Genomic DNA, 16,738 nt, shown 5'->3' on the forward strand with positions numbered 1-16,738 from the left:
TCGTGACTATGGGTTCCGTCGGGGGTGGACGAGCGTCACAGGTGTGGATCTCGACGGCGACCGCCGCGATGAGATCTTCTACTACCAGTGACGCGCGACGGCCACCGCCTGTCCGGTGCGATCCGCCCAACGGCAGGTACGATCCGCCACGATGAGCAAGCTGTGGACCCCTCTGTGTCTCCGGTGCCCGAGTCGATGACCGCACCGGACCTCGAGCAACGCGCCGACCACATCGTCGAACAGATCGATCGTTTCGTCGCCGACGGCAAGCGTGTGGTGCTGTCGTCGTCGTTCCAGACGCAGAGCCTGCCGTTGCTCCACCTCGTGTCCCGATCGCGCGGAGTCACCGTCTATTTCCTCGACACCGGGTATCACTTCCCCGAAACGCTCGAGTTCCGAGACCAGGTCACGGAACAGCTCGGCCTGGACGTCGTGTCGCTCCATTCCGCAACGACCAAGGCGGCCCAGGTGGGGCCGCACGGGCACCTGTTGTTCGCCGAGGATCCCGATTACTGCTGCTACCTGAACAAGACCGCGCCGATGGAGACGGTGGCTGCGGCGAGTGACATCTGGATCAGTGGTGTCCGACGGGACCAGAGCGAAACCCGTCGGCAGCTGGATGAGTTCGTCGTCCGGAGCGACGGAACGACCCGCTATCACCCGATGCTCGACTGGACCGAACCGATGATCGCGGACTACCAGGAGCGACACGATCTCCCCCGTCACCCGCTCGACGACCGAGGATACGTGTCCATCGGGTGTGCGCCGTGCACACGCAACATCCCCGGGAGCGATCGCGGTGGCCGTTGGTTCGGGATGGAGAAGACCGAGTGCGGCCTGCACGTCGATCTCGTGCGCTGACATGAAGGTCTTGGTCACCGGCGCCGCCGGATACGTCGGCGCGAGCGTCGTTCCCGAACTCCTGAGCCGGCCGTGGGTCGACGAAGTCGTGCTCTACGACAACCTCGCGCGCCGGGAGTACTCGATTTTCAGCGCAGGTATCGCCGATGGTCGAGCGGAGTTCGTTCTCGGCGACATTCTCGACGGTCGACGCCTGTCGCGAGCGCTCGAGGGCGTCGACGCCGTCATTCACATGGCCGCTGCCGTGCACGCTCCGCGCGCCGACTCGGATGCACACTTCTTCGACCAGGTGAACAACTGGGGTTCCGGACAGGTCGCCCAGGCAGTCGAGACGTCCGACAGCGTGACCCGACTGATCTATCTGTCGTCGGTCGCAGTCTACGGAGGCGGTGGAAGCGTCCATTCCACCGACGCCACGCCGCGCCCGAACACGTTCTACGGAGTCACGAAGCTCCGCGGCGAAGGTCACTTCACGCGGCTGCGCACGAAGTCGAGAACCGTGCACATCGTCCGAGCCGGCAACGTGTTCGGCTTCAATCGCGCCGCACGGTTCGACGGGATGATCAACAAGCTGGCACTCGACGCGAAGATCAACCGTCGGATCCGGATCGAGGGTTCCGGGGAACAGACGCGGTCGGTCATCGAGGTCGACCGTCTCGCCACCGCTCTCGTGTCGCTCCTCGGTGAGGAGCGGGAATCGGAGTTGTTCAACTTCGTCGACGATGTCGTCTCGGTGGTGGAGGTCGCGGAGCTGTTGCGCGAAGCATGCCCGGGGATGGAGACCCTGTTCGTCGATCAGGACATGGCGATGCCGAGCCTCACCGCCCGACGTTCCGCAGCCATGCGTGAGCTTGTCGGTGCAGGAGCGGATCCGGTGAAGACCAGTATCGACCGCCTCCTCGACGCACTCCATCTCTGACGGAGGCGTCGGCCGTGACCACGGAACTGCCCCGCCCGACCTCGCCTCGAAACCCGCACGACGTCCGTGAGATGAGAGGATCCGCGGTGCTGGCAGCGTCGGCGGAGCGGCGGGGCCTGGAGGTGCGCCGGCTCGGCCCGATCACCATCGAGGTCGTCACGGATCGATCCGTCCTCGCGTTCGACGGACTCTCCGGACCGGCCGACAGCGTGGCGACGCTCCACGTCTGCAACCGATCCGATCAACTGCGATCGCTCCTTGCGGACGCCGGACTCCCGGTTCCGCACTACTCGGCGTTTCGGGTCGACGAGGTGGAGCGTGCCCGCTCATTCGCGACCGATCTCGGCCCGACGTGTGTCCTGCGTCCCCGGCTGTCGTCGTCGCCTGCGCGTCGAGTGGTGCTCGACGACGACATCGACCGGGCGTGGCGAGTCGTGGAGGCGAAGTACGTTCCGACGCCGCCTCGTCCGGTGAACCCGGTGGCGATCGTCGAGTCGTCACCGTTCCCGCAGATGGTCGCCGTGACGGTGGTGGACGGCAGCGTCGCCGCCGCCGCTCATGGGATTCCGGCGACGGTCGTCGGTGACGGAGCCGCCACCGTGCGCGATCTCATTCGTCGAGCGAACCGTCGGCGCAAGCGGATCGGCCTACCACCCATCCCGCTCCGGAGAAGCCGGTTGGCGGGGATGCGCCGAGCCGCGCTCGAGCTGGACTCGATTCCGTCCGACGGTGAGACGCTCGTGCTCCGAGGAGTCACCGAAGGCGCAGCCGGGCTGACCTGGACCGATATCGCGGGCCGATTGCACGGTGGCCTCGAGTTCCTCGCGCGCCGGGCCGTCGACGTCGTGCCGGGTCTCGGTCAGGGAATCGTGTACGTGTCCGTCGATGACCTGAGCCTCGAACCTCGAGCGCAGCGAGTCGCGATCCACGACATCGACTTCAGCGTGTCGCCACTGCCCGCTCCCGAACCACCGGACGAACACAGCGTCGTCGCCGACGCCGTTCTCGGCCGCGCCCTGCGCCACGCGGCTGGATCGGGCGCGTCCGTCCGCTCGGCAACCGGCATCCGGCGCCTGCAGACAGCACTTCGCCGGCGGTCCAACGCCGACCGCGGCTACGTTCTCGCCGAGGCTGAACGAATCGTTCAGAGTCGGGAGGTGGCGGACCTCGCGGGGGAGGGCGCGAATCTCAAGTCTGCGTTGCTCGAATGGGGCCTGCGTCGGCGTGCGATGCCGGTCGGTCGGATCGATCACCGGGTGGTCGCCACGGAACACGCCGGCCGACGGATTCTGTTCGACGAGATGAACGGGCCGAACACGGCCATCGTCGGTCGGCGCATCTGCGATCGCAAGGAGCAGGCGATCGAGGTTCTCCGGCGCGCCGGCCTCCCGGTCGCCCGCTCGCAGGCATTCGAACCGGACCAGCTCGAGCTCGGGCAGCGATTCGCCGAAACGCTCGGCGGGCGTGTCGTCGTGAAGCCCACCTCGCTGTCGCACGGTCGAGGCATCACCCTCGGGATCGGGACCCCCGAACAGTTCACGCGGGCGTGGCAGGGCGCGGTGGAGGCAGCACGTGCTCTCGGTCGATCGCAGCGGCTGCTCGTCGAAGAGCACGTGGACGGGCTCGACGTGCGCGTCTTCGTCGTCGGGTCGAGGGCGATCTCGGCCACGTCCCGCCGACCTGCCAACGTGGTGGGCGACGGCCGAGCGACGATTCGCGAGTTGATCGACTACAAGAACGAGATCCGTCGACGCGACCCGTATCTGGGTCTGTCCCCGATTCCGAGCGCCCTCGAGTATCTGGAGGCGTTGGTCGCCACCGGTGGCTCGCTCGACGATGTTCCGGAAGACGGTGCGCGGGTCTCACTCCGCTCGGTGTCCAACGTGTCGGCCGGCGGTGAGAGCTTCGACGTGACCGACCAGGTCGATCCGGCGTTGATGGACGTGGCAGTGCGCGCCGTCGCTGCGATCCCGGGGTTGCGCTACGGCGGTGTGGATCTGCTCGTGGCTCCACGCCCCAGTGACGGGGCGGTCTTCGCGGGCTCGGCCGTCGTGACCGAGGTCAACTATGCCGCGGATCCCATGAGCACCTTTTCCTGGCGCGGCCCGTCGTACGACATGGCTGGCGCCGTGCTCGACGACTATGGCTTCTGAGGACTTCGACGTCGTCTCAAGATGATCGTTTGACCACGCCGCGCCGCTCGAAGTAGGCACGCGCCCGAGGGTCGGCGAGCAACGGCTTGTGCACCTGCAGCACGTTCATCCCGCTGTTGATGTTGGCTTCGAGCACGATGGGACCGGACTCGCCGAGGATCACGTCCCAGCCGACGTACTCGAGGAACGACAGCGTGCGCGCGGCACGGAGGATGACCTCCTTGGTCTCCTCCCAGAACGGTACGACCTGACCAGCGATCGGACTGCCCGTCTCCGGGTGGTCGTCGAACCAGCGGAGTTCATTGTCGTTGTCGCGCGGGAGCCAGGTCGCCCGGCTGAGCACACCGCTGTCGAGGTCGATGCTGGCGCTGAGTCCGCCCTGCGACCAGTTGTCGACGTGGCCGGAGCGTTCCGTGCCGATCCGTTGCACGCCGAGCACGATGAACGGCTGGCGTGTCTCGATGTCCAGCATCGTGAGGATGCGAATCGTGTTCGTCGTCTCGGCGAACAAGGCCCGTTGTGCGGGATGCTGTTCGACGCCTGCTTCGACGACCATCGGACGACGTTGCTGACGGATCATCTCGGCAGCGCCGTCGGCGTCGAGCATCTCACCGTCCACCTTGAACTTGTCGCCCATTCGACGAATCGAATGTACGCGTTTACCTTCGGCGCCCGTGAACGGCTTCACGAAGATGCGCCGGTCTTCCTCGAGGCCGAGCAGGTAGTCGTTCACCCGGGTGCGTTCCTCGCCCGGGAAGCTGTGGACCGCGCCCCGTGCGTAGACCCCGAGCAACTCCGAGGACGGAACGTCGATCGCTTTCAGCAGGAGGTGGGTGGTGAGCTTGTTGTTGATGACGTCCTGGAGGCGCGCGTGCACCATTCGCTTCGTGCTGCGGTACCGCTGGACATCGGAGATGTAGAGCTCCGGACCGTTCTCGTCGAGGCGGTAGAGGATCGACGAACGTGACAGGAAGCCCTTGCGCCACCACTTGGGTCGGCGCATGCTCCACGGGGCGTCCCATTCGAGTTCTTTCTCCATCAGGCGCTTGTAGACGCGCCGTCGTACTCGCACCACCCGCTTCGCCCGCTGCCATTGACGGCCGAACTCGCGAGTCGCCTTGCCGGGAAGGTCGATCGGCCGTGCGGTTGTGACGGCTTGCTTCGCTCGGGCCGTGAAACCTCGTCGTGACATTTTGGGGACCTCGATTTCGGGGACAGAACGCTCTGGACCGGCAGCAGACGCTGATCGGCGGGCCAGAACTGGCGTCGCCATGAGATGATCCACGAGACGCAGCGATGCTATCCGTCCGACCACGCTGTTGCTTTCCTCTCTAGCCTGAGCGTGCATGCCGTCGGATCAGTCGCCAGGTCACCAGTGGAGAAATCTCGCTTGTGGCGTGGTGGGACGCGTGGGTACCCGCCCCGACCGGATGCGTTCGCTGCTGTCGATCACCGACTCGGTGGCAGCCGCGCCGTCGTTCGATCTCGTCATCGACGGGATTTCGGGCGAACTGAACGCCAGCGGGACATCCGACTCGATCCGCTCCCCGACCAGGCGCTGTTGGACCGCGGGGGCCTTTCCTGGAACGAGCGAGGGCGAGACCTGGGCCGACGCATCGATCGGCCATGACGCCATCGGCGCTCGCGTCGAGGCCGGTGAGCGCGGCCTGGTGCATGCGGGGGTGTCCGGTTCGCGTCCGCTCTACGTCGACGTCGACCACGGAGCGGTCGCGTGGTCGACCTCGCTCGACGTCCTGGCGCGGAGCGCGTCAGGAGCGGGGATGCCGGACCTCACGGCATGGGCGGACATCTTCGTCTTCGGCGCGCCGTTGTTGGGGCGGACGCCATTCGAAGGGCTCCGACGTGTGCCGCCGATGGTCTCGGTCGCACCGGGCCAGCCCGTCGCGGAGATTCCGCCCGACGATTGGCCGTGGTTCACGGCCGACCCGGGTCGCACGAGCATCGACGACGTCCTGGAATGCCTCGACATCGCAGTCCGACGATTCGTCGAGGCTGGTCCGACCGACACGCTGCTGAGCGGCGGATGGGATTCGCGCGTCCTGACGACGCTCGCGGGTGCCGTTGGTACACGCGCTTCGACGGCCTGGACAACGTCGTCCGACATCGGCACCGCTCTTGACGAACTGGTCGCGGGCCAGGTCGCGTCGATGCTCGGCACACCGCATCGGATCGTGCGCGGTGACCCGGAACGCGTTGGCCATGACGTTGCGGCGTACGCAGCTGCGGTCGACTTCCAGACCGCGTTCCACGTCTGGCTCGTCCCCTTGGCCGAGTCGCTCTCGTCCGGGGGAGCAACGTGGGTGTTGGACGGCCTCGGTGGCGGCATCTTCCTCGATTCGGCGTTCGACTCGGGCGATCGGGATGCGGGTTCACTCGGATGGTCGCTCACGGCGCGTTACGCGGACGGCGTCGAGTCGCTGCTCGTTCCGCGCGTCGCGGAAGCCGTGCTGGAGCGTTCGCGCGACTCGTGGGGCACGGTGGTGAACGCTCTGGATGGACGGATTCAACCGGGTGCTGAAGCAGTCGTGGCCTACCTGACCCGGACCCAACCGGGAATTGCGATGGGACCCCATGGTCTGCTCGCGCAGCACACGCGGGTCGGCACGCCTTTCCTCGAGAACGACGTGGTCCGCGCGAGCCTCGACCTCCCGGATTCCATGCGTCGAGGCGGTCGCGCATACGTGGAGTTGATGCAACGGCTCGACCCGCGGCTGGCGCGCCTGCCCACCGCGACGCAGCGCACCGGTCGACGCAGGTCGCATCCGCGCAGGATCTCCTCGCTGAGCGCCGCCACATGGTTTCGTCAGCGGCTCGGTCGTGGACCAGTCGCCGAGTTGATCGCCCCGGATCTGCGGGCTGCGGACGTCGGTCGCTGGCAGCAGGAACTGAACACGACGTCGGGTCAGCACGTACTGCGCAGTCTCGCGGTGCTCGCCTTGTGGCTCGACGCGTACGGTGAGGTGCTCCAGCCCGACGCCGATGGTGTCGTCTCGACGTTCGGTGCCGGCCGTGTCGGCTGAGTTGTTCCGACGGCCCCGACAGGTGTTGCGCTCGCGGATCCCGAGGGCGTGGATCGTTCGGGTCTCGGGCGTCATCGCCCGGTTGCATCTCGTCCGCGCACGAGTCGATGCTCGCCGCTCACCGCAGATCGGACGGATCGGCACACCTTCCGGGTGGGTCCACGCTGGTGAGATGGTCGACGTGATCGGGGCGAGCGATCGCATCGTTCGCAAGCTCGACGTGGTCGTGGTCTCCGATGCCTTCTCCGGGACCGAGTCGATCGACGGACCGATCCGAGCCACGCTCGTGCGCTTGGAGGAACTCGGGATTCCGACGCTGCTCGTCGCCGCCGATGCTCTGGCGGTGAGCGGTGCGGTTCCCAAGCTCGTGTGCGGTGTCATCGCGCTCGACGACGGTGCGGCCGAAGCCGCGCGGCGGTTGCATGCCGCCGAGTACGTGTTCGACGGACCGGGGGCGATCGACCTGTCCGTGTTCCGGCCGACACCTCGGAGCTCGCGATGAGGGTGGTGTCACGTACCGTGGGCGACGGACGTATGGTCCGAGCCATGTCAGCGCACCGGAACGGCCGCCTCGAGCGGAGGAAGTCGGAGATCTCTCGTGACGGGTGATGGAGCGGGCGAGAGTCGCTTCGACGTCGTGATGATGACGGACTGCCGATTTCCCGGCGGGAACTCATCGAGCGTGGTCGAGGAGATCACAGCGCAGGCACGCGCGGGGTACCGGACCGGCCTCGTCCATGTCCCCTCACCGATCCTCGGGCGGCCCCGTCGGTTCAGTTCCAAGATCGTCGAGGCGATCGAGAGCGGAGCGGTCGAGTTGATCATGGGCGACGTGGAGGTCGAGTCGGCGCTGCTCCTCGCCCGGCATCCGACGATCTTCTCCGACACGGTGTCGACGTCCGCCCAACCGGTTCCTCGGATCCGTGCCGACAAGGTCGTGCTGGCCGTCAATCAGGTCCCGACTGACGACCGCGCTCCGCGGCCCTACTACGACGTCGCGGAGGTGTCCGCCCGGGTGAATGCGATGTTCGCCCAGGAGGCAGTGTGGGCACCGATCGGCCCCCGCGTGCGCGACGCGCTCGAGTCGTCGGGCGATGTCATCTCGTTGAGCCAAACCGACTGGGTCAACATCATCGATGTCGACGCGTGGCAGGTCGAACGTGAGGCGTTCTGCTCGGACCGGCCCGTGCTCGGCCGCCACAGTCGCGGGCACTGGAGCAAGTGGCCGTCGACGGTCGCGGAGACGCTCGCGGCGTACCCCGACGATCCTCGATACCGCGTACGTGTCCTCGGGGGAGCCGAAGCGCCGATCGATGTGCTCGGATACACGCCACGCAACTGGACGAGCGAGGCGTTCGACTCCGTCCCCCCTCGGGACTTCCTCGCGGGCGTCGACTTCTTCGTGTACTTCCACCACCCGGGACTCGTCGAGGCGTTCGGACGTGTGGCGTTGGAGGCGATGGCGTCAGGAGCGGTGTGCATCGTGCCGCCCTACATGCGCCGCATCTTCGGCGACGGATGCCGGTACGGCACCCCGAGCGATGTGCGTACCATCGTCGACGACCTCTACGGCGACCCGCAGAAGTACTGGGCCCAGTCCGAGCTCGGTGCACGAATCGCCGCGCGTGACTTCAGTTACGACACCCACCGCCGCCGGGTCGAAGCGCTGATCGGCGAACCCTCGAACGGTGGGGCCCCTCGGACGGTCGCTGCCCGATCTTCGCCTCGGCAGCGGGTCGGCGAGAGCGAGCTCGTGTTCGATGCTCGTTTCCCCCGAGCCCGGGGAGCGCGCGTCTCGACGGCGGAGGAAGACGTCGTCTCGGCGGCGCTCGGTGCAGACCGGGTGTTGTCCGTGCTCCCGGCAGGCGGGATCGACATCGCGTCGGTCGGTGGCGCCGTCGAGCTTCTGCCGCGAGCGCTCGACGGACTCCCCATCGACCAGCGACGCGCCTACCTGCGTCGTCGTCTGACGACGAGCGTGGAGGTGCACCGCCCGCGCCGAGTGATCCTGCTCACCGACGACGCTGCGTCCGCGAACGTGTTCGTCGCTGCACTCGACCCCGCCGATCGGTCGATCGTACGGGTCCCATTGTCCGTGAACGATCTCGAACCGTCGACGATCGCCGACGACGATCACCCGGCGTGGCTCGGTGTCGAGACGAAACTCGTCAGCTTCGATGAGCAGGTCGGCGTCCGTCCGACACGGGCCATCCCTGAGACAACTTCGCTGGGAGCGGGGTTTCGTCGCGTCGTCAGCCGCGCCGAGTCGGCCGTCAAGCGACGCCAGTTCTCGTGGGTGCGATCGGTGCGTCAGGGTCAGGAACGCGCATCCGCTGCCGCCGCGCGAGCGCTCGATCGTGCCCGGCCCAGCGGTGGGGGAGCAACCGTGACGTGGCCGGACGGTGGGGTGAGAACTCACTCCACACCGGCGACGCTGCCACTCAACCTGGTGGTCATCACCGATCCGGGACGAGCATCGAAACTGATCGAGTCGGTCGCGCGGCGACAGTTGGTCTCGGGTGCCTTCGAGGCGGTGATGCTCGTACCGGCCTCGACCGAGCCGATCGCCAGCCGCTACGGGTTCACCACCGAGACCATGCTCGAGCATGACGAATGGAAGCGGTTGCACGGACCGGGTTGGGCCGCCTACGTGCGTCGGCGCACCTCTGACTTCCGTCGCGAGTTCGCACCGTCGGCACTGCTCTGCGCGGTGGCCGACGACGACGGCGCCCTGGTCGCGATCGGCGATCCGTTCGACTCCTGAGTACTCCGATCGATGTGGAACGGTCCGCACGCCGTACCTGCGCGGAACACCGTGTACGGGACTAGTGTCGGCGCCTATCGACGCTCACGACATCACCCTCGATCTCGACACCGGTGCCCTGCTGACCGAGGGCGGTGACGGGCGACAGATCCTCGACGCGCGCACCGGACAGAACCGATACGGCTGTTCGTTCGTTCCGGACGCGGATCTCATCGCGTTCGGTTCCTGCACGGGTTCGACGGTCGGGGAACGAGGATTCCGTGCTGCTGAGGTGTTGCATCGTCGGTTGGCCGGCCTTCCCACCGACGAACGGCGCGCCGTGGTCCGCCGGGAGTTCTCACGCCTGCGCCATCATGTGGGAACGGTTCTCACGTCCGGCACGGAGTCCGATGTCGACGTGATGATCACGCCGTCGGGTACCGATGCCGAGCTGATTCCCCTCGCCCTGTTCGCTGCGGGTGACGACGCATCGATCGTCAACGTCGTGATGGGACCCGCCGAAGTCGGAAGTGGCACCACCAATGCCGCAGCAGGACAGGCGTTCGACGAGATCACTCCGAACGGCGCATCTGCATTGGTCGGCGGTGACGTCGACGAGTCGCTGGCCGAGCGAACGACGGTCCGCGAGGTGCTCTTGCGTCACGCCGATGGGGCGATCCGTTCGGACTCCGACATCGACGCCGAAGTCGTGGACATCGTCGCCGCTGCGATCGGTGCCGGAAGTCGTGTGTTGCTTCACGTCGTCGCGCACAGCAAGACCGGCGTCCACGCACCGACGCTCGCCACCGCCACCGAGTTGGAGGAACGGTACGGAGACCGGATCGGTGTCGTCGTCGATGCGGCCCAGGGCCGGGTGAGCAGACGCGGGCTGAACATCTCGTTGGCACGCGGCCACATGGTGATCCTCACAGGTTCGAAGTTCTTCGGTGGTCCGCCCTTCTCCGGCGCGGTTCTCGTGCCGGGGGCGATGTCTCCGTCGAAGCGCGGTCTCTCGGCGTTTCCGCCCGGTTTCGGGCGGTATTTCTCGTCGGCGATGCTGCCGGAGGCATGGTCGGGCCTCGCCTCGTCGCTCCCGGACGAGGAAAACCTCGGTCTGCTCCTGCGCTGGGAGGCGGCACGAGCAGAGATCGACGCGTACTACGACGTCGATCAGCAGAGCCGGCTGCGGGTGCTGCGTGCGTTCGAGTCGATGGTGCCATCGATCATGGCCGACTTTTCGAGCTTGGCGCTCGACGAGGTCGCCCCGCCGTTGCTCGAGGACGGTGTCCAGCGTCTGCTCGAATCGAAGATGACGGTGTTCCCCTTTGCGTTGAGCACCGACGGTTCCGCCCGCCTCGGCCGCGAGGAGTTGGTCGACGTTCATCGTTGGATGTTCGAAGACCGCAGCGATGCCGCGATCGAGCTGGCCGACAGCGAGCGCGCATTGCTCGGGCGTCGCATTCATCTGGGACAGCCCGTCTCGGTGGGCGTCGACCGACGTGGTCCCGCCGTGCTGCGCATCGCGATCGGCGCACCGAAGATCGTCGATCTCGCGACCGACGTCCGCCTCGGGGCTTCGCTTGCCGATCGCCTCGACCGCCTCGCCGACGAGATCACCACGACGGGCCGGGCACTGCAGCTCTGCGCACAGCGATATGCCGAGCTCGCGCAGCCGAGTTCGACCGACTGAGCAGATCATGGTGAACTGGAGTCGCGGTCCGGAGACCGCTGAGTGCGCCGCCGTCGTTCGTGCGGCGATCGAGCAGCGGCATCTGGATGAGGACGTGCAGTCGGTGGTCTTCCACGACATGGATCTGTTGTCCCAGCGCTTCGACGCGCTGCGTTCGGCGTTCCCCGTGTCGACCCTGCATGCTGTCGCGATCAAGGCGAACCCGCTCGTCGAGGTTCTCAAGCACGTCGTCGGGCGTGGCGCCGGGCTCGAGGCGGCGTCGATCGAGGAGGTCGAGATCGCTCTCGCCGCAGGATGCGACCCGTCTCGGATCGTGTTCGATTCGCCTGCCAAGACAGCGGCTGAGATCTGTCGCGCGCTCGACCTGGGCGTGATGATCAACGCCGACAACGTCGCCGAACTTCGGCGTTTGGCCGACCTTCGTCGCGCTGACCACCGGTCGGTCATCGGGGTTCGAGTCAATCCGATGGTCGGGGTCGGACGGATCGCGACGACGAGCGTTGCCGGCACCGATTCGAAGTTCGGGATTCCTCTCGATCGAGCGCGGGCCGAGCTTCCGGCCCTGCTCGAGGAGATGCCGTGGATCACCGCACTGCATGTCCACGTGGGCTCACAAGGATGCAGCCTCGACCAACTTCTCGATTCGGCTGTTGCGATCGAGGCGCTACGCGTGCAGCTCAACGGTGGCCTCGGAACCGACCGGATCGACGTCGTCGACCTGGGTGGGGGCCTCCCGTCCGTCTACACGTCGACCGACGACGTCATCGCTCCCGATGAGTACGCCAACGCGTTGCGTCGGCTCGTGCCGTCGTGGTTCGACGGCACGGTGCGTCTCGTCACCGAGTTCGGCCGTGTCCTGCAGGCCCACTGTGGGTGGGCGGTGTCGCGGGTCGAGTACGTCAAGCGGATCGGCGACGCGCGTCTTGCGGTGGTCCACCTCGGTGCCGACCTCTTGCTTCGCGCGGTGTATCGCCCGGAGGACTGGAGCCACCGGTTGGCGTCGCTCGATGCGTCCGGCGAGGTGCCGACTGGTGATCCGATCCCGTGGACGGTGGGTGGTCCACTGTGTTTCGCCGGCGACATCATCGGGCGCGATGTCCCACTCGTCGATGTCCGAGCGGGATCGCTGGTGCTCATCCGGGACATCGGCGCCTACACGATGAGCATGTGGTCACGGCACTGCAGTCGGGGTCTCCCGCTCGTTCTCGGCCACGCTGCGACCAGCTCCGGCTCGGACCTGAGCGTGATCCGGCGAGCCGAGTCCCCCGGTGATGTCGCTGCGTTCTGGTCGGTCGACGGTGGACGTGGAGCCTCAGGGCCCGGAGAAGACCACTGATGCAAGGGTGGACTCGGTGGAGAGCGTCGCGGGCCGCCCGCGCGGCGCGAAGCCCGAGTTCGCAGGTCACGATCGCCGAGGCGCGCGTCCTCGCGTACCGGATGCCACTGAGGAAGGCGTTCGGCACAGCGCGTGGACTGACCAGCCGGAGTCAGAACTTCCTGGTCTGGTTCGTGATCCGTGACGAGGCCGGCAACGAATACGAGGGTGTCGGTGAGGGCCAACCGCGCTGGACATTGACCGGTGATTCTCTCGACCAGTCGTGGAGCTTTCTCGTGGCTGCCGCGGAGACTGTGGTCGACGACGTACTCGACATCTCCGGTCGAACCGAGGCGGTGGCCTCGGTCCGCCGGACGATGCATCGGCTGCACGAACTCGCAGAAGCTCATGCGTCGGCCGAACTCGGTACCCGACCCTTCCGGGGGACCCTGCTCGGCCTCGAGGTTGCACTCCTTGATGCGGTTGCGCGCGCGCTCGGGATCCCCCTGCACGAGCTCCTCGGCACTCGACGTCCGACGGTGATCATCACCGCTGACACTCTGAGCACGACCTCGGCGGTCAACCTCGACGACGAACTGCTCCAGAAGCTCCGCAGCAGAGCGCAGAAATTCGGAGCGGCGCGCCTCAAGGGATTCGGTGATGTCGAGCGGGACGTGGAGTTGATGCGCACGATCGGTCAGCTGGTGCGGGAGGCCGGACCGGACAACCTGCTGTGGATCGACGAGAACGGTGAACTGGCCGATGACGAAGCAGTCGAGTTCACCGATCGACTCGTCGACCTCATCCGCGCGGGAGTTCTGCCGCGACGGGTGGTCGTCGAGCAACCGGTCAGTTCGACGTCGGAGCTGCTTCCCGTTCTCCAGCGTCGAGCCGACAACGCGCTGGACGGTGGCGGGGATCTTCGGATCATGGCGGACGAGCGCATCTGGGATATCGCCGACTTCGGTCCGGTCGTCGAAGACCATGGCTGTCGTGCGATCAACATCAAGATTCCGAAGGCCGGTGGGTTGCTGGCGGCGCTCGATCTTGCCGAGGCGGCGTCTGCGTCCGACGATGTGGAGGTCTACATCGGCGGAATGTTGGGCACGAGTGATGTCACCACGTGGACTCTGGTCCATTTGGGGATGGCGATGGCGAGGGTGGACTACATGACGGCGGTCCCTCCCGCCCAGGTCGAGGCGCGGATCGCGACACCGTTGGCGCGTTACGAGGAGAGGTCGAAGCAGCTTGCGCGACCGGTGGGGGCCGGGTTGGGGACGATCGTGGATCGGGTTGCGTTGTTTCCGTATGTGACTCGTGAGCGGTCGTTTCCGTCGCCTCCGTCGCTGGTGTTGCGTGGTGTTCCCGCGAATGACTTCTCGGCCGAGGCCGATGTGCTGCGGCGCTTCGGTCGAGTGGAACTCGATAGTCATGTGCTCGAGCGGGAGGGGTTGATGCGCGGCCTGGGGTCGCATCGTCGCTCGCCGATCGATGTGGCGGTGAACGATCGGTCGGGGTTGGAGACGACCTTCAGTTGGTCGAAGTCGTCGATCACGTCTCGGTCGGCGGTGGCGATCACGGGGGACAAGGAGTCGACCAGGACGTTCCTGTCGCTGGCGGGGGTACCCACGCCGGTTGGTCGGGTGTTCGCGGTGGGTGACGCGACTTCAGCGGCAGGGTTCGCGTCGGCGATCGGTTTTCCGGTGGTGGTGAAGCCGGTGGCGGGGACCGGTGGGGTGGGTGTGGTCACGAATCTGAGGAGTGGGGCCGAGGTTCGTGGTGCGTTCTCTGCGGCGACCGGATCGAAGGCGGCCGCGGACGGGCTGATCGTGGAGCGTCATGTCTCCGGTGGGTCGTTTCGTCTCTTTGTGATCGGTGGGGAAGTGGTGTCGGCGATCCGTTGGCGGGGCTCGGAGTTGATCGGCGATGGTCGGTCGTCGGTTGTCGAGCTTGCGGGAGTTCGCAACGAGTTCCGGCGTTCGAATCCGCATCTGATGAATCGGCTGATCAAGTTCGATGCAGTTGCTCGTGGGGTGCTCGATCGCCAGGGTTTGGGTCTTGACTCGGTTCCGGCTGCGGGACGATCCGTTCCGCTGACGATCCATCCGCAGGGCGGTGAGACCGAGGAGGTCGTCCACGAGTTGCATCCCTCGATTCGTGACACAGCGGTGCGCGCGGTCGAAGCGGTTCCGGGTTTGGCGTTCTCCGGCATCGACATGATCATCGAGGACCATCGTCGCCCGATTGATTCCCAGAGTTCGGCGGTGGTCGAGGTCAACGGCCATCCGGCGCTGACGTCGGCCGAGTATCCGGTTCATGGACCGCGGCACGCGATCGTGGGACGGATCGTCGAGGAGACCGTCGCGCGTGGCGGACTCGACGCGGCTCCGCGCAGCGACGGCGACATCGCGATGTCGGTGACGGTGCGCGGCTTCTTCGTCGGGCAGCGCTACGAGCGGTGGTTCAGTGAACGCGCTTCCGAACTCGGGTTGGGTGTTCGGAATCTCCGCGTGCGAGATGGGCGTCTCCGTGCGACGGTCGAGGGGCTGTGCAGTCGGGTGGCGGTTCTGTCGTCGCTTGCGATCGTCGGACCGTCGGGGGCGACGCCGACGCGGGTGTCCACGCAGCCGCTTGCACGCTCGGCGGGTGGTGTGTCGTGAGCGCGTTGGACGATGCGGCCGTCGGGCGGGTTCGATCGGTATGGCCTGGTGCGGTCGGCCCGGTCGGCCGGACTGTCGATTCGATTCTCGTGCACGCAGAATTGGGTGCTCGTGGCGGGTCGGTGGTGCGTGTCTCGCGCGATGTCGTGGTCGCGTGTCCAGCGGACTCGGAGCCGTTGGCGTTTCAGGGTGCGACGCCGCCGACGACATCGGTGGCAGGTGACACGGTTTCACGATCGTTGGGGTTGACGTCCCAGACGTGGCGTGATCATGGAGTTGCGACGCCACGGGGTCGCGTTGTCAGGCGTTCGGCACGACGAGCCGCCGACCGGTTTCTGCGTCTCACGGACGGCCGGATCGACGTCATCGATGACCGGCTCGGTCAACTGCGGCCACGCGTGCAGATCGAGGCGGTCGATGCCGACGCGCTGGACCGGGTATGGGGGTCGTTTCCGGCGAGGAGCATCTATCTCCGGGAACACCACGACGGCAAGCATGTCCATTGCCTCGTGTTCGGTGGTCGGGCGGTATCGGTGGTGTCTGAGGACGTCGAGCAGTTCGCAGTGTCTGCACTTGGCGCGCTTCCCGCGATCGGGCTGGGATTGGTCGAGGTGCTGCTCCGGTCCGATGGTGAGGCGATGGCGCTCGCTGTGGATCCGACCCCGGTGATTCACGACGTCCCGCAGTGTGGTGACCTGGTCCGCTCCATCGTCGACGCAACGGTGGGCGCGGACGGTGCGCACGCGGGTGAGCAGCGCTGTTCCAGTTTCGAGGTCGAGTTGGCGGGAGTCGCGGACGTCGGTGGACTCGTCGACTCGCTGGTGACCGAGGGCAAGGATCGGTTCGGACTCGGTGTCACGGTCCTGGAGTCGGATCCGATCATGGGGTTCGTTCGTTTCGCGGTGAGCGGCGATTCGCTCTCCGTCGCGATCCTCGCCGCTGCAGCGACCCACGGGGCGCGGGGCGACGGCCAGCGAGCTGCCTCGGTGCGAACGATCGCGAACGGCTGATCCCGTCGCGTGAGTTCGGTCGTGGAGATGACGACGAGATTCGCGGTGTCGGCGCGTACCCTGCGTGGGCGTGGCCCGACGTTACAGTCTCAGAATTCGCTCGTACTCGGACCGTCGGTCATGACAGCGATGTCACCGAGTGGTGCCGTTGGCGTCTCGGGTTCTCGAGATCATGTCGTGTCCGATGAGCGAGAGGAGTTCGAGCGATGAAGTCGCACACGTGGAGTCGGGCGCTGGCGTATGCGCGGAGGGTGCGCTCGAAAGCGACGCGTCTGATTCGATCGCGCGTTCCCGCCCAGACGATGCACCATGCGCGCCGGGTGCGTTCGAAGGTGGCACGTTCGAT

At 66.7% G+C, this 16,738-nt stretch carries 11 protein-coding genes; 10 read left to right on the plus strand and 1 reads right to left on the minus strand.

All coding sequences use genetic code 11. From position 1 onward, the window contains the following. Positions 1–195: 195 nt before the first annotated feature. The 3 genes from ON45_RS12640 to ON45_RS12650 all read left to right on the plus strand — a co-directional run bounded on the left by ON45_RS12640 (position 196) and on the right by ON45_RS12650 (position 3,933). Positions 196–861 (plus strand): phosphoadenylyl-sulfate reductase, encoded by a 666-nt coding sequence (locus ON45_RS12640; protein WP_040494364.1) that lies wholly within the window; start codon positions 196–198, stop codon positions 859–861. 1 nt (position 862) lies between these two features. After that, positions 863–1,780, plus strand: coding sequence for an NAD-dependent epimerase/dehydratase family protein (locus ON45_RS12645; RefSeq protein WP_051062992.1), 918 nt, complete (start codon positions 863–865; stop codon positions 1,778–1,780). A gap of 71 nt (positions 1,781–1,851) precedes the next feature. Then, on the plus strand, positions 1,852–3,933 hold the full coding sequence (locus ON45_RS12650) for an ATP-binding protein (protein WP_148288661.1): 2,082 nt from the start codon (positions 1,852–1,854) through the stop codon (positions 3,931–3,933). A gap of 16 nt (positions 3,934–3,949) precedes the next feature. Here ON45_RS12650 and ON45_RS12655 read toward each other — a convergent pair whose 3' ends face one another. Further along, a complete protein-coding gene (locus ON45_RS12655; RefSeq protein ID WP_040494351.1) occupies positions 3,950–5,125 on the minus strand; it encodes a sugar-transfer associated ATP-grasp domain-containing protein in 1,176 nt (391 codons plus the stop codon). A gap of 217 nt (positions 5,126–5,342) precedes the next feature. Between ON45_RS12655 and ON45_RS12660 the strand changes: the two genes are divergently transcribed. From ON45_RS12660 to ON45_RS12690, 7 genes are all read left to right on the plus strand, one after another. Further along, entirely contained in the window at positions 5,343–6,974 is a 1,632-nt protein-coding gene (locus ON45_RS12660) for an asparagine synthase-related protein (protein ID WP_158412382.1), read from the plus strand. 172 nt (positions 6,975–7,146) lie between these two features. After that, the gene (locus ON45_RS22715; protein ID WP_148288663.1) at positions 7,147–7,476 is read left to right on the plus strand and encodes a hypothetical protein; all 330 of its coding nucleotides are present in this window, start codon (positions 7,147–7,149) and stop codon (positions 7,474–7,476) included. 96 nt (positions 7,477–7,572) lie between these two features. Further along, on the plus strand, positions 7,573–9,738 hold the full coding sequence (locus ON45_RS21500; RefSeq protein WP_051062993.1) for a glycosyltransferase: 2,166 nt from the start codon (positions 7,573–7,575) through the stop codon (positions 9,736–9,738). Between the two features lie 64 nt (positions 9,739–9,802). Next, a complete protein-coding gene (locus ON45_RS12675; RefSeq protein WP_040494354.1) occupies positions 9,803–11,407 on the plus strand; it encodes a hypothetical protein in 1,605 nt (534 codons plus the stop codon). A gap of 7 nt (positions 11,408–11,414) precedes the next feature. After that, on the plus strand, positions 11,415–12,743 hold the full coding sequence (locus ON45_RS12680) for a type III PLP-dependent enzyme domain-containing protein (protein WP_051062994.1): 1,329 nt from the start codon (positions 11,415–11,417) through the stop codon (positions 12,741–12,743). Next, complete coding sequence (locus tag ON45_RS21505; RefSeq protein WP_083914897.1) at positions 12,743–15,382, plus strand: enolase C-terminal domain-like protein; 2,640 nt, start codon at positions 12,743–12,745, stop codon at positions 15,380–15,382. The genes ON45_RS12680 and ON45_RS21505 overlap by 1 nt, the downstream gene beginning before the upstream one ends. 398 nt (positions 15,383–15,780) lie before the next feature. Continuing rightward, entirely contained in the window at positions 15,781–16,392 is a 612-nt protein-coding gene (locus ON45_RS12690) for a hypothetical protein (RefSeq protein ID WP_040494355.1), read from the plus strand. Positions 16,393–16,738 lie beyond the last annotated feature (346 nt).

Source organism: Ilumatobacter nonamiensis YM16-303 (assembly GCF_000350145.1).
In the GTDB taxonomy this organism is placed as follows: Bacteria; Actinomycetota; Acidimicrobiia; order Acidimicrobiales; family Ilumatobacteraceae; genus Ilumatobacter_A; species Ilumatobacter_A nonamiensis.

What these genes read in the sequence shown, in the direction of transcription:
- ON45_RS21505 (WP_083914897.1), top strand. Translation starts at nt 12,743, where the DNA reads ATGCAAGGGTGGACTCGGTGGAGAGCGTCGCGGGCCGCCCGCGCGGCG.
- ON45_RS12655 (WP_040494351.1), bottom strand. Translation starts at nt 5,125, where the DNA reads ATGTCACGACGAGGTTTCACGGCCCGAGCGAAGCAAGCCGTCACAACC.
- ON45_RS12640 (WP_040494364.1), top strand. Translation starts at nt 196, where the DNA reads ATGACCGCACCGGACCTCGAGCAACGCGCCGACCACATCGTCGAACAG.
- ON45_RS22715 (WP_148288663.1), top strand. Translation starts at nt 7,147, where the DNA reads ATGGTCGACGTGATCGGGGCGAGCGATCGCATCGTTCGCAAGCTCGAC.
- ON45_RS12650 (WP_148288661.1), top strand. Translation starts at nt 1,852, where the DNA reads ATGAGAGGATCCGCGGTGCTGGCAGCGTCGGCGGAGCGGCGGGGCCTG.
- ON45_RS12680 (WP_051062994.1), top strand. Translation starts at nt 11,415, where the DNA reads ATGGTGAACTGGAGTCGCGGTCCGGAGACCGCTGAGTGCGCCGCCGTC.
- ON45_RS12645 (WP_051062992.1), top strand. Translation starts at nt 863, where the DNA reads ATGAAGGTCTTGGTCACCGGCGCCGCCGGATACGTCGGCGCGAGCGTC.